Here is a 12459-nt window from a genome sequence, read left to right as displayed (position 1 = left end):
GGAGGTGGCCTTTCTCAGCCCCTGGAGGGCGACTTCACCATGCCCGAGAACGAGGAGACCACAGAGGTCGAGCAGGAGACGCCGGAGACTGAGGCCGCCCCGGAGGCGGAGCAGAAGCCGACGGACCCGTGGGCCGACCCGGATGCGGCACGCAAGGAGATCGAGAAGCTGCGCCGGGAGGCGGCCAAGTACCGCACGAAGGCAGGCGAGCTCGAACCCCTTGCCCGTAAGGCGCAGGAGCTGGAGGACGCGCAGAAGTCCGAGGCTCAGCGGCTGGGCGAGCAGCTCACCGCAGCGCAGGAGCGCATCCGGTCCGTGCAGCAGAGGGCGGTACGCGCGGAGGTGCGGGCCCTGGCGGCGGCCGAGTTCGCCGACCCGGACGATGCACACGCCTTCCTCGACCTCGATTCCTTCGTCAGCGACGAAGGCGACATCGACACGGACGGCATTCGTGACGGGCTCGCCGAGCTGCTGAAGCGCAAGCCGCACCTGGCCAAGCCGGTCGACAACTCCCCCCGCGTGCCCCGTTCGGACCGCACACAGGGCTCCTCGGGCAACGGCAATCGATCCACTTCCGAACCCGGCGCCGTCTTCGACGCCTTCATGAAGGGCGCCCTCGCTCGGGGGCGCTGAGAGAGGTAGCCCTCCATGGCTCACACCAACCCCATCAAGCTGTCGGACGTCGACCCGACGTTCCTCCCGCCCACCCTGGTGGGCCCCATCTTCGAGAAGTCCGTCGAGCAGAGCGCCGTCATGAGCCTCGCCCGGCGGGTGCCGCTGTCGATGTCCGCGAACACCGCGGTGCCGGTGCCGCTCGACGTCCCCACGGCGGACTGGGTGGACCAGGCCGGCCGCAAGCCGCTGTCCACGGGCGGTGTCGACATCAAGCAGATGAGCGGCAAGAAGATCGCGGTGCTGATCCCGGTCGCGATGGAGGTCGTCGAGTCCAACGCGGCCGGTCTGTGGGCGCAGCTGCAGAACGACCTGCCGACCGCCTTCTCGCGGGCGTTCGACCGGGCCACGATCCACGGCCGCACCATGAAGGGCGCCACCGGCCCCTTCGCCGACTACCTGGCCATGACGACCAAGGAGGTAGTCCTCGGCACGACCGGGCAGGCCACGGGCGGCATCTGGACCGACCTGGTCAACGGCATGGAAGAAATCATCGACGACGACTGGGACTACACAGGGACCGTCGCCGACAACCGGCTCAAGCCGAAGCTGCTGAAGGCCACCGACACCACCGGCCAGCCCATCTTCGTCGACACCACCCAGCCGGGCACCGGCGCCGCGCTGGCCGGCACGCTGGTCGGTGAGCCGGTCGCCTACTCCCGCAGCGTTTCCGGCAAGGTGCGCCGGCAGTCCACCTCCGTCGACTCGGGCCTGCGCGCCATCGGCGGTGACTGGTCCCAGGCCGCCTACGGCGTGGGCATGGACATCTCCGTCAAGATCAGCCGCGAGGCGACGTACATCGACGAGGACGGCGGCGTGCACTCCGCGTTCCAGGAGAACCTGGTGCTGCTGCTGGCGGAGGCCTACTACGGCTTCGTTCTCGGCGACCCGGAGGCGTTCGTGCGGTACGTGGCAACCGCCGGCGCTTCGTGACCGGACCGGGCCAGGGCCGGGCGATGCGCATCATTGCCCGGCTGCACGGCTACCCGCCGCGCCACAACGCCGGGGCGGAGTGGATGGTCCACTCGATGCTGCGGGCGCTCGTCGGGCGCGGCCACGATGTGCAGGTGTGGCTGTCCCGCTACTCGGGGGACGGGCAGCCCTACGACCTGGACGGAGTCCACGTGGTGCCGCTCCAGGCCCGCCTGGACTTCGCCTCGGCCGTGCGCACCGCGGACGTCCTGGTCAGCCACCTGGAGAATGTTCAGTCGACCACGGCGCTGGCCCGCGGCTACGGCAAGCCGGTGGTGGCGATCTGCCACAACACCCACCGGCCTACGTTCCGCGACGCGGCATCGGGCGGCACCGCGCTGGCCGTCTTCAACTCCAAGTGGATGGCCTACGAGGCGGAGCTGTTCTACGCCGAGTACCCGAAGGCCGTCCGCCCGGAGCGGACGCTGATCGTGCGGCCCCCGGTGTTCGCCGACGAGTACCGCACCAAGCCGGGCACGAAGGTCACCCTCATCAACTGCAACGTCGAAAAGGGCGGCAAGGTGCTGGAGGCCCTGGCCCGCCGTATGCCCGACACGGAGTTCCTGGCGGTGGCCGGCGCCTACGGCGAACAGATCCTCCCTGATCTGCCGAACGTCGAGGTGCTGCAGCAGATACCGGGCAGCCAGATGCGGGAGCAGGTGTACGCCAAGACACGGGTCCTGCTGATGCCGTCGTCCTACGAGTCATGGGGCCGGGCTGGTGTCGAGGCGCTCGCCTCCGGCATCCCGGTCGTTGCGCATCCCACCCCGGGGCTGTGCGAGGCGCTTAGTGAGGCCGGCGTGTTCGTCGACCGCAACGATGCCGACGGCTACGAGGCGGTGCTGCGCAAGCTGATGCAACCCGCGGAGTATCGGCTCGCGTCGAAGCGGGCTCGGGCACGTTCGTCCGAGTTGGACCCGACCGAGGAGCTGGCTGCCTGGTGCGAGGCGGTAGAGGCCCTGGCCTAGGAGGCAGCGATGACGTTCGTACCGCCGACGGCTGAGCAGCTGGGCCTTTACCTGGACTTGCCGGAGATCAACGGGGATCGTGCCGATCTGCTGCTGGAGCAGGCGGTCGCCCTGTGCGAGACAGTGGTGAAGCCGTTGCCGGACCGGGCCACTGCGGTGGTGCTGTCGGTGGCGGGCCGGGCCTACGTCAACCCGCAGCAGGTCTCTTACGAGACGATCGGCCCGATGTCCGTGCAGCGTCCCCAGGGCTCTGGCGGCCTCTACCTGACCAAGGGCGACAAGACCGCGCTGAAGTCGCTGGCCGGCCGCGGTGGTGCGTTCACTGTGGATCCGACGCCAGCTGCCGCCGATGCGTCGCCGACCTATCCAATCGATGACGACTACGGTCCCGGTCTGGAGCACGAGCCGGGCTGGGGGTGGGTGTAGATGCCGGCCCCGTACCCGTTCGGGGAGACGGTGCGCATCCTGCGTACCGGCCCCTCGCCGGGCCGGGACGATCGCGGCCACCCGCTTCCCGGCCCGGACGAGTCCTTCGACGTGCACGGCTGCGTCGTCACCCCGCGGGCAGAGACACCTGCGGTGGGTGGCGCGGAGCAACAGGGCCGGGACACGGTCATCGTCGGCTGGACTGTGTACGCCCCGGCCGGGACGGTCCTGCGCACCACGGACAGGGCCCGGATCCGCGGCGTGGTCTGCGACATCACGGGCGAGCCCGGCGACTGGGGACGCTCCCCATTCACCGGGACGTCCGGGCCGGTGCAGTTCGCGGCGGACCGGGTTACCGGCTAGCGGCGGGCCTGTTCCACTGCCGCGACGAGCTGCTCGACAGCGGCGTTGTGCTTGTACCGAAAGGACAGACTGTGAGGGTCCTCGTATGAGGGTCGGCCGCCGAGCTTGAGGCCTTGGTGCTCACCGGCTCCACTGCTGCCCGGCAGCAGGAACTGCACGTAGCCGTTGATGAAAGGGTTGCCGCGCTTGAGCCGTGTCGAGATGACGTCGGCGGCTCGGATGCGCACGGGTGCTGGCCTGAAGCCGAGGGCCTTCTTCGTGATGGTGATCCACTCTCCGTCGAAGCTGATGGTGCCGAGCGCACCCTGTACTTCCATGTCCGCCCCCAGTGGCTCGAGTTGTGGAGGGGCTATGGCAGCACGGTTCAAGATGAAGCGCAAAGGGATCGGCCAGATGCTCCGCATGCCTGGTATGCGTGCGGAGATGCTTCGCCGGGCTGAGGTCATCAAGTCGGCGGCGGAGGCGATCTCTCCGGTCTATATGCACGGCGCTGACGCGGGCCGCTATAAGGCCTCGTGGGAGACCGACAGCACCGCCCGCGGCGGCCGTAACCGCGACCGTGCCGTGGCCTACGTCCGTAACGGCGCCTACTACGCCCGTTGGGTGGAGTACGGCACCGAGAAGGTCCCCGCTCATCACGTGCTTCTGCGAGCGGCCCAGATCGGTGGCCGCAATGGCTGACGTCGGATCAGTCGACGTCGAGTTGGAGCTGATCGGCTGGCTGCAGACTCGGCTCGGCAGCGATGTTGTCGTGCGTGACGAACTAGACAACAACCTGCTGAATGAGCTGCCGACCGTCCAGGTGCAGGCGGTGGGCGGCGACGACGACGGCTTCCGCCTCGACCGGCCGTTTGTCGACATTGACGTCTACCACTCGACCCGCGCAGAGGCCATCGACCTCGCCAAGACCGTGCGGACGCTGGTACTGACCGTGCTCCGCGGATCCCAGACCACCAATGCCGTCTTCGGCCGCACTGAAACGATCTCCCGGCCCGTCGTCCGCCCCTACGAGAACACGTCGCTCCGCCGTGTCGGGGCGACCTACGAGATCTACTGTCATCCGGTCTCCTGACCGGCTGGGCCCGCGCCGGACCCTGGTAACCGACCCCGCCGATCGCGGGGTCTTCGCATGTCTGGAGACCCAATGGTCAACATCACCCGCGCGGCGGACCTCACCATCGTGGGCGCCAACGGTGGCGGCTGGGTGGCTGCTACCGGCGCCACCGCCCCCGACTCGCCGCTGACGCAGCCCGTCTCTCCGTGGGAGCCGCTCGGCGCCATCTCGGACGACGGCCTCGTCTACGGTTTCGACGAGGACAGCCAGGAGTTCACCCCCTGGGGTCTGACCTCCCCCTTCCGCACGCAGATCACCAAGAGCGTGCGGACGTTCCAGCTGACGCTGTGGGAGACCACGCGCGTCGCCGTCCAGTCGATCATGTATCGGATCCCGGCCGGCGACCTCAGCCCCGACGGAACCAGCGGCCTCACCAGCTTCGCGGAGACCGCGAGCCCGCAGCCCGACCGCCGCGCCTGGTGGTTCGTCGTCATCGACGGCTCGAACGCGCGTGGCTTCTACGTCCCCCAGGGCGAGGTCAGCGACCGGAGTGACGTCACTTTCAAGCAGGACGAGATGTCCGGCTACGAGATCACCGTCACCGCCTACCCGGACGCGGCCGGCAATACGGTCTACCACTCGGACATCGTCCCGGCAACGCCCGCTCCCACCGGGTCCTGAGCTGGTGGACGGGTCGCCACCCTGGCGCGGGCCCGGCCCGTCCACCTCATTCCCCTGCCCGCGCCACCGAAAGAAGGAGCCCGCGCCGTGGCCAACACGCGTACCACCACCAGCAGGAAGCCGCGCACCGCGGCCCGCGCAGCATCGCGCCCCTCGCGGCCGGCCGCCGAGCAGATGCCGGACGAGCCGGACGTCACCGAGGCTGAGGCGCAGGAGATGGAAGCCGATGGCAACTACATCGCGGCCGAGCTGTGCGGTGAAGAGGTGCTCATCGTCCCTCCGTCCGCCTGGCGGACGTCCTGGCAGCGCCTGCTCAATGCAGGCCAGCTCGACGCATTCGCTGAGAAGGTGCTGCATCCGGACGACTATCAGCTGTACGAGGAGCTCGATCCGACGATCGTCGAGTTCCTGGAGTTCACCGCCGACGCGGCCCAGCGGTCGGGTGAGAGCCTGGGGAAATCGCGTGGACCCGCTCCGTCGTCGAGGAGCACGCGGAGGCGGTAGAAGCGGACGTGCTCCGCTATTACAACGGCGTCGACCTGCTGGACGTCCACAGGGGCCGGCTGTCGTGGCGGCGGTTGCGCATCCTGATCCAGCATCTTCCATCCGAGTCGGCCACCTGGACCGCCCTGCGGAACGCCATGCCCGAGGAGGAGCTGGCCAAGCAGGCAGAGAAGGGCGAACCGGAGAAGGACAGCTGGTCCAAGCTTGAGCAGCTCGTGGCGACGGTTGCCGACCGCGTGGCCCGCGTGGAGTACGTCCTCATCTGCGCGAACACCAGCAAGAAGTCGCAGCGACCTGACCCGCCGCAGCCGATCCAGCGGCCGGGATCACGTCCTCCGCGGCCCAAGCCGACATTGTCCGAGGCGGGGGCGGAAGCCTTGTTCCAGCTGATCAATGGGGGCGCGGCATAGCGCCACGGAGGGAGGCGCCGTGGCCATCAGTGTTGGATCCGTCGAGGTCGATGTCGTCCCGAACGCTCAAGGTGTCCGCCAGCGGCTGCAGCAGCAGCTCGTGCCGGCCGCGAACGAGGTCGGCGACGAGGTCGGCCGAGTTATCGGCCGCTATCTGACATCGCACGTTGCGCGCTCGTTCGTCCAGGGCATACAGAACGGCGGCCGGCAGGCCCAGCCTGCTGCTGCCCGGCAGGGCCAGTCGACTGGGTCCACGTTCGCACGTTCCTTCAGGGCCCGCCTTGAGGCCGCGCTGGCGAGCCTGCCCGAGGTACGGCTCCGGGCTGACTCGTCGGATGCCGAACGGGAGATCTACCAGATCCGGGCGCAGATGCGTGCCCTGGCGGACGCCCGGATCGGCATTGACGTTTCCACAGAGACAGCCAATGCGGCTATCGCCCGACTGCAGGAACGACTGCAGCGGCTTTCCGCATCGGATGCGGATGTCGCAGTGCGGGTGGATGCGGGGGCTGCGTCCGCTCAGCTGGCCGCCTTCCAGGCCGAGGTGAACCGGCTCGACGGCCAGTCGGTTGATGTGGATGTCGATACGCACTCGGCTGCCGCGAACTTCAATTTGCTGACGACGGCGGCGCTGGCGTTCGGGCCGGCGATCCTGCCGGTGCTGCCGGTGGTTGCGGCCGGGCTGGGTGCCATTGCTGCGGCGGGCGTGGCGGCGGCGGCTGGTGTCGGGGCGGTCGGCTTGGTCGCCCTGCCCGCGTTCAAGCAGATGGCCACAGTGATGCAGGCGCAGAAGGCCGCGCAGGACGCGGCCACGAGCGCGACGGCGCGGGGCGGTCAGGCTGCCAGCCAGGCGGCGCAGCGGTCCCTGCAGTTGGCGTCTGCACAGCAGGCGCTGGCGACGGCCCGCCGCAATGCGGCCCGGCAGATCGCCGACGCCGAGCGAGGCGTGTCGGATGCGGTGCGGCAGGCCGCTGCGGCGAACGCACAGGCCGCCCAGCAGGTGAAGGCGGCGCGTCAATCGCTGGCGGATGCATACGATCAGGCTGCCGACCGTATGCGGCAGGCGAACGCGCAGGTGGGTTCAGCTGAGCGCGACCTGGCGCAGGCACAGAAGGCGTCTCGGCAGGCGCAGCTGGATTTGACGGCCGCCCGCAAGGAGGCCGCGCAGCAACTCGAGGATCTCAACAACCGGCTGACGGATTCGCAGCTGTCGCAACGGGACGCCGAGATCGCCCTGACGGAGGCGACGGCTGCCCGTGACGCGGTCCTGAAGAACGCGAAATCCTCCGAGCTGGACAAGCAGAAGGCGCTGCTCGTCTACGACCAGGCGGTGCAAAGGCTCAAGGAGCAGACCAGCGAGACGCGGCGGCTCAAGGAAGAAACAGCAGCCGCCAACAAGGCGGGCGTCGATGGCTCGACGACCGTCAAGGACGCCCAGGACCGGCTGGCCCAGTCGCAGCAGGAGGTGACCGACAAGACTGCTGCGCTGAAGGCGGCGCAGGACAACGTCACCAAGACGCAGGTCAGTAACAGCCGGGCGATTGCTGACGCCCAGGGGAAGCTGGCCGAGGCGCAGAAGAACGTGGCGGAGACGCAGCGGCAGGGTGCCGAGACCATTGCCCGCGCGCAGGAGCGGGTCGTGCAGACGCAGCAGTCGAGCGCTGATGCGGTGACCTCGGCGCAGCGACAGATCGAGTCGGCGTCTCTGTCGGCGGCTGGCGGTGTGGATCAGGCGGCGATTGCCCAGTCCAAGTACCAGGAGGAGCTGGCAAAGCTCACCCCTTCCGCCCGGGACACGTTCAACGCCTTCACGGACCTGAAGGGTGCGTTCGGGGCCTGGTCGAAGTCTCTCCAGCCGACCGTGATGCCGATCTTCACGAAGGCCCTGATCGGACTGAAGAACGCCCTGCCTGGCCTCACCCCCTTCGTGACGGAGGCGGCAGACGCCATCAAGGGGCTGCAGGACCGCTTCTCGCAGCAGATTAAGACGCCGTTCTGGCAGGGCTTCAAGAAGGATCTGCAGGGCAGCGTGAAGCCGGCCATCACTGGCCTGGGCGTGGCGTTTGGCAACGTGATCACCGGCATGGCCGGGATTATCGACGCGTTCCTGCCCCACATGGATGGGATCAGCGGCCACCTGCAGTCGATCACCGGCAAGTTCGCCGCCTGGGGCAAGGGCTTGAAGGGCTCCCCAGAGTTCGAGCGTTTCCTGTCGTACTCCTCGGAGCATGCACCGCTGATCGCCGACACCCTGGGAAAGATCGCGGGAGCGTTCCTCGCGATCGGAACGGCTCTGCAGCCAGTATCCGGCCCCTTGCTGCAGGTGATCGGGGGGACCGCGCAAGCGATCGGCTGGCTGGCCACTAATGTGCCGGGGCTGGTCCCGGCCATCTATGGCCTGTTCGTGGCCACCAGGCTGTGGGCTCTCTGGCAACTCATTCTCAACGGGGCGATGACCGCCTTCAACCTCGTGATGGCCCTTGGCCCGTGGGGATGGATCGCCCTGGCTATCGCAGGTGTGGTCCTGGCCGTCCTGGCTCTATGGGAGCACTGCGCAGGTTTCCGGGATGCCGTGAAGGTCATCTGGGCCAACATCCAAGCTGGCGGGCAGGCCGTCATCGACTGGTTCACTGGCCCCTTTGTCGACTTTTTCACCAAGACGATCCCGAACACCTTCCAGACAGTGCTCACCTGGGTGAAGAAGAACTGGCCGTGGATCTTGGGCGCCTTGTCGGGCCCGATCGGTCTGGCGGTCGTCTACATCATCAAGCACTGGGATGCCATCACTTCCGGCATCTCGGATGCCTGGACGGCCATCAAGAAGAACACGCTTTACCCGATTCGTGACTTCTTCACCAAGACCGTCCCCGGGTGGGCCGACACTCTGCGGGATGGGATCGTCGACTCGTTCGCCGAGGCCGCGAAGGGCGTGAAGAAGGGGTTTGACAAGGTCAAGGGGTACGCGAAGACCCCGGTCCAGTACGTGGTGGACGTGGTGTACAACGACGGCATCCGCCGCGTCTGGAACCTCGTCACCGACGCGTTCGGCGGCAAGCACCTCGACCCGCTGAAGTTCGAAACCGGCGGCATCCTCCCCGGCTACACGCCGGGTCGGGACGTACACCTGGCGGCTCTGTCCGGTGGCGAGGCTGTCATGCGCCCAGAATGGACGCGGGCCGTCGGGCCCGGCTACGTGCACACCATGAATGCCGCAGCCCGCGCTGGTGGTGTCAGTGGCGTGCAGCGGGCTCTCGGGTTGCCGGCTTTCAAGGACGGCGGCATCTTCGACGGCATCGGCGACGTGCTATCCAGCGGCTGGGACAAGATCAAGAAGGGTGCGAGCTGGCTAAAGGACACCTTCGGCTCAGCCGTCCGCGCAGGCGTGAACCACGTCGTCAACCCGCTGATCAACGCGATCCCCGGCGGCAACGTCGGTTTCGTCGGACTCCTGAAGAACCTGATGAAGGGCGCCGTCGCCAAGCTGATCGGCGCGGGAAAGGAGGGCGACAAGCGGTCCACGCCGAACGTCAAGTACAGCCCGAGCAAGGGCGTCGAACAGTGGCGCGGCGTAGTGCAGCAGGCGCTGCGCCAGGTCGGTCAGCCGCTCTCGTACACCAATATCACGCTACGCAGGATGCAGCAGGAATCTGGCGGCAACCCCACGATCGTCAACAAGTGGGATTCCAACTGGCAGGCTGGACATCCCAGTGTCGGCCTCATGCAGGTGATCCGCGGCACCTTCCAGCACTACGCCGGAAAGTACCGGCGCAAGGGACCGTTCTTGTACGGCGTTTCCGTCGACCCCCTCGCCAACGTGTACGCCTCGATGAAGTACGCCCTCGGGGCGTACCGCAGCCTGCCGCGGGCGTACAACCGGGCCGGCGGCTACGACAGCGGGGGGTGGATGCCCCCTGGCATGAACCTCATGTACAACGGGCTCGGCCAGCCGGAAGCCGTGCTCACGCCGCAACAGTGGTCTGCCATCCAGGGTGCGGCTGTGCGCGGTAGTGACGGTACTTCGGGGCCGTCACACTTCGAGGGCGACCTCTACCTCGACAGCGGCGAGTTCCTCGGCCGGGTGCGAGGCGAGGCGCAGCAGGTCGTCGCCCAGAACAACCAGCAGATCATGACGGCTCTGGGCGCACGACCGAGGGGGTGACCTGTGGCGATCCCCGGGAATTTCCTGTCGGCGACGACGGAGTCCATCGACCCGAATACCTCAGGCTGGACGGCGAAGTTGAATGCCACGCTCAGCCTGGGATCGGGTGGCCGGAACGGCGACGGCGTCGTCAGCATGAAGGCGACCGCGTCGGGGGAGATGCAGGCCCGCACCTACTCGTCATACGCGGTGAAGGTCGGCGAGACGTATTGGGCTTTCGCCGACGCCAGCAGCTCGACGATCCCGGAGCGGATCGGGATCCGCTGGCTCACCTCTGCGGGCGCGGAGATCAGCATCACGTGGTCGCTGACCACGGCCGCCGCGTCGACGTCGTGGCATCGCATCTCGGTGGGCGGCCAGGCACCGGCGAACGCTGCCCGCGCGCAGGTGCTGGTCTCCGCTACGGCGACCGCATCGAACCAGATCGTTCTCTTCGAGAACGCGTATCTCGGCTATCCACTGCGGTTCGCCGGGAACCTGCTGTCCTTCGACGCCGAGCAGCAGGAGATCAACGGCACCTCGTGGGCGGCGGAGTCGAACTGCACGCTTTCGCGGACGGCCCCCGCCGTGTCGTGGCCCATCACTTGGTACTACTCCGGCGGTGAAACGCTGACGCTGACCGTCACCGCGAACGGCAATGCGAGCGCGCTGTGCGTGGAACGTCCGGCTATCACCCCGGGCACCGAGTACTTCGGGTACGCGTACCTCAATCCGCCGACCAGCGGCTCGGCGTGCTGGGTCGAGCTTCGCTTCTACAACAACGGCGGCACGCAAATCTCCGCGACGCAGTCTGTACTGGCGGCACCAGGGACAGGCTGGTACCGGCAGGTCGCGTCAGCCGTGGCCCCGGCCGGTGCAGTGACGGCATCGCTGGCCGTAGGAATCACAGGGGCAACGGCCGGACAGGTGATGCGCTCGGAAGGCGCCGTCGTCAAGGTCCGGACCACGACCCCGACCAGCAGCACCTCAAGCACGAACGTCGTCACCTACGCCGACAGCAACTTTGAGCAAGGGGTGGGGGCGTGGACGGTCCCCTCCGGAGTGGCCACGCTGGCACGGTCCACGCCGTGGGGTGCGCAAGGCGCGGATAACTCTTACAGCCTCACCGTCACCAGCAGTACGGCCACAGTGAGTACGATCCGCTCCGGTATCTACAAGGTGACGCCCGGGGTGAACTGGCGACTGAAGACGGCAGTGAAGCGCCCCGCGGGCGGCTGGAGCCTTGTAGCGTCCGTGCGGTGGCTGGACGGCTCCAATGCCCTGATCAGCACCTACACGTCGTCGAGCGTGGCGGTCCCCAGCGACGGCCTCTGGTACACCATTCAGTCGGACGCCACCGCTCCCGCGAACGCGGTGTCCGCACAGATCGACTACGTACTGACCGCGACAGCGGCAAGCAGCATCCTGCAGATCGACGGCGTCAACCTCTACCAAGTGCTGCCGCAGTCCACACTGACCGTGGACGACGACTCGGCGTCGGCACAGCTCATCATCCGGGAGATCGACACCACCCGGCTGATGACCGTGTACCGGGTGCTGGGTGACGGCTCGAAGACCCTGGTCCGCGGGGCATCAGGGCTGCTCAGCCAGGTGACATCGACGGACGACACGGCGATCGTCACCGACTACGAGGCGCCGCTGGGTGTGCCGTTCTCCTACCGGCTTGAGTTCTACTCGGCGACGACCGGCCTGCTCACCGAGTACCGGCTGACGTCCACGGTCACCCTCGACCCCGGGGACGCCAACTACGCCTGGCTGAAGGACCCGGCGAGGCCGATCCTCAACCGCCGGGTGATGGTGCAGAAGGCGCCGGACTGGCAGCAGCCGATCGAGCAGAACGTGATGCGGCCCCGTGGCCGGCAGAACGCGGTCGTGCTCTCCGGTGTCCGGTCCGGCCGCGAGGGATCGCTGGTCGTCTGGACGCAGTCCGATGATGAGCGGGAGGCCATGCGGTTCCTGCTGGCTACCGGCAACGTGCTGCTGTGGCAGTCGGCACCCGGCATGGGCGAGTCGGACGTGTACGTGACCGTCGGCGAGACCGCCTTCCCGCGCGTCACCACCTATGCGCCTGAAGCCTGGCGGGAGTGGACGCTACCGCTCACCGAGGTCGACCGCCCCACCGGCGGCATGGCCGGCTCGCCGACGTGGACCGTGCGGGACGTCGCCATCGAGAACGCGACCGTGCTCAGTCTGCTCGGCCGCTACGCGACCGTGCTGGACCTGGCACTGAGTCAGCGCGCCGACGGCTGA

General features: G+C 67.9%; 13 protein-coding genes. 12 read left to right on the top strand and 1 reads right to left on the bottom strand.

Annotation, left to right across the window (positions count from 1 at the left end; translation table 11 throughout):
• Positions 1-39: 39 nt before the first annotated feature.
• The 5 genes from ACGFRF_RS02650 to ACGFRF_RS02630 are packed head-to-tail and all read left to right on the top strand — an operon-like array spanning position 40 to position 3401.
• Positions 40-633: a hypothetical protein gene (locus ACGFRF_RS02650; protein WP_393736450.1), complete on the top strand. Its 594-nt coding sequence runs from the start codon at positions 40-42 to the stop codon at positions 631-633.
• A 15-nt stretch (positions 634-648) separates the two neighbouring features.
• On the top strand, positions 649-1605 hold the full coding sequence (locus tag ACGFRF_RS02645; RefSeq protein ID WP_393736448.1) for a phage major capsid protein: 957 nt from the start codon (positions 649-651) through the stop codon (positions 1603-1605).
• A 23-nt stretch (positions 1606-1628) separates the two neighbouring features.
• A complete protein-coding gene (locus tag ACGFRF_RS02640; RefSeq protein WP_393736446.1) occupies positions 1629-2612 on the top strand; it encodes a glycosyltransferase family 4 protein in 984 nt (327 codons plus the stop codon).
• A gap of 9 nt (positions 2613-2621) precedes the next feature.
• Positions 2622-3038: a hypothetical protein gene (locus tag ACGFRF_RS02635; protein ID WP_393736444.1), complete on the top strand. Its 417-nt coding sequence runs from the start codon at positions 2622-2624 to the stop codon at positions 3036-3038.
• Positions 3039-3401, top strand: a complete 363-nt coding sequence (locus ACGFRF_RS02630) for a hypothetical protein (RefSeq protein WP_393736442.1) — start codon at positions 3039-3041, stop codon at positions 3399-3401.
• Here ACGFRF_RS02630 and ACGFRF_RS02625 read toward each other — a convergent pair.
• Positions 3398-3718 (bottom strand): DUF4429 domain-containing protein, encoded by a 321-nt coding sequence (locus ACGFRF_RS02625; RefSeq protein ID WP_393736441.1) that lies wholly within the window; start codon positions 3716-3718, stop codon positions 3398-3400. The two genes, ACGFRF_RS02630 and ACGFRF_RS02625, sit on opposite strands and share 4 nt — an antisense overlap.
• Before the next feature lie 34 nt (positions 3719-3752).
• Here ACGFRF_RS02625 and ACGFRF_RS02620 point away from each other — a divergent pair, with 34 nt between their 5' ends.
• The 7 genes from ACGFRF_RS02620 (at position 3753) to ACGFRF_RS02590 (ending at position 12459) form a co-directional block, all read left to right on the top strand.
• A complete protein-coding gene (locus ACGFRF_RS02620; protein WP_393736440.1) occupies positions 3753-4082 on the top strand; it encodes an HK97 gp10 family phage protein in 330 nt (109 codons plus the stop codon).
• Positions 4075-4473: a hypothetical protein gene (locus ACGFRF_RS02615; RefSeq protein WP_393736438.1), complete on the top strand. Its 399-nt coding sequence runs from the start codon at positions 4075-4077 to the stop codon at positions 4471-4473. Before ACGFRF_RS02620 ends, ACGFRF_RS02615 begins: the two co-directional genes overlap by 8 nt.
• A 57-nt stretch (positions 4474-4530) precedes the next feature.
• Positions 4531-5136, top strand: coding sequence for a phage tail protein (locus ACGFRF_RS02610; RefSeq protein ID WP_393736436.1), 606 nt, complete (start codon positions 4531-4533; stop codon positions 5134-5136).
• Positions 5137-5223: 87 nt separating this feature from the next.
• Entirely contained in the window at positions 5224-5640 is a 417-nt protein-coding gene (locus tag ACGFRF_RS02605; RefSeq protein ID WP_393736435.1) for a hypothetical protein, read from the top strand.
• An 8-nt stretch (positions 5641-5648) separates the two neighbouring features.
• Positions 5649-6050 (top strand): hypothetical protein, encoded by a 402-nt coding sequence (locus ACGFRF_RS02600; protein WP_393736433.1) that lies wholly within the window; start codon positions 5649-5651, stop codon positions 6048-6050.
• A gap of 19 nt (positions 6051-6069) precedes the next feature.
• Positions 6070-10209 carry a transglycosylase SLT domain-containing protein gene (locus tag ACGFRF_RS02595; protein ID WP_393736431.1) on the top strand — a complete coding sequence of 1380 codons (4140 nt, stop codon included), beginning with the start codon at positions 6070-6072 and terminating at the stop codon, positions 10207-10209.
• Between the two features lie 3 nt (positions 10210-10212).
• On the top strand, positions 10213-12459 hold the full coding sequence (locus ACGFRF_RS02590; protein WP_393736429.1) for a hypothetical protein: 2247 nt from the start codon (positions 10213-10215) through the stop codon (positions 12457-12459).

Source organism: Streptomyces sp. NPDC048521 (assembly GCF_043199855.1).
In the GTDB taxonomy this organism is placed as follows: domain Bacteria; phylum Actinomycetota; class Actinomycetes; order Streptomycetales; family Streptomycetaceae; genus Streptomyces.
This window is presented reverse-complemented; position numbering and strand designations above follow the sequence as displayed.

Coding starts and splice junctions, on each gene's coding strand:
- ACGFRF_RS02650 (WP_393736450.1), top strand. CDS start 40: ATGCCCGAGAACGAGGAGACCACAGAGGTCGAGCAGGAGACGCCGGAG.
- ACGFRF_RS02645 (WP_393736448.1), top strand. CDS start 649: ATGGCTCACACCAACCCCATCAAGCTGTCGGACGTCGACCCGACGTTC.
- ACGFRF_RS02640 (WP_393736446.1), top strand. CDS start 1,629: ATGCGCATCATTGCCCGGCTGCACGGCTACCCGCCGCGCCACAACGCC.
- ACGFRF_RS02635 (WP_393736444.1), top strand. CDS start 2,622: ATGACGTTCGTACCGCCGACGGCTGAGCAGCTGGGCCTTTACCTGGAC.
- ACGFRF_RS02630 (WP_393736442.1), top strand. CDS start 3,039: ATGCCGGCCCCGTACCCGTTCGGGGAGACGGTGCGCATCCTGCGTACC.
- ACGFRF_RS02625 (WP_393736441.1), bottom strand. CDS start 3,718: ATGGAAGTACAGGGTGCGCTCGGCACCATCAGCTTCGACGGAGAGTGG.
- ACGFRF_RS02620 (WP_393736440.1), top strand. CDS start 3,753: ATGGCAGCACGGTTCAAGATGAAGCGCAAAGGGATCGGCCAGATGCTC.
- ACGFRF_RS02615 (WP_393736438.1), top strand. CDS start 4,075: ATGGCTGACGTCGGATCAGTCGACGTCGAGTTGGAGCTGATCGGCTGG.
- ACGFRF_RS02610 (WP_393736436.1), top strand. CDS start 4,531: ATGTCTGGAGACCCAATGGTCAACATCACCCGCGCGGCGGACCTCACC.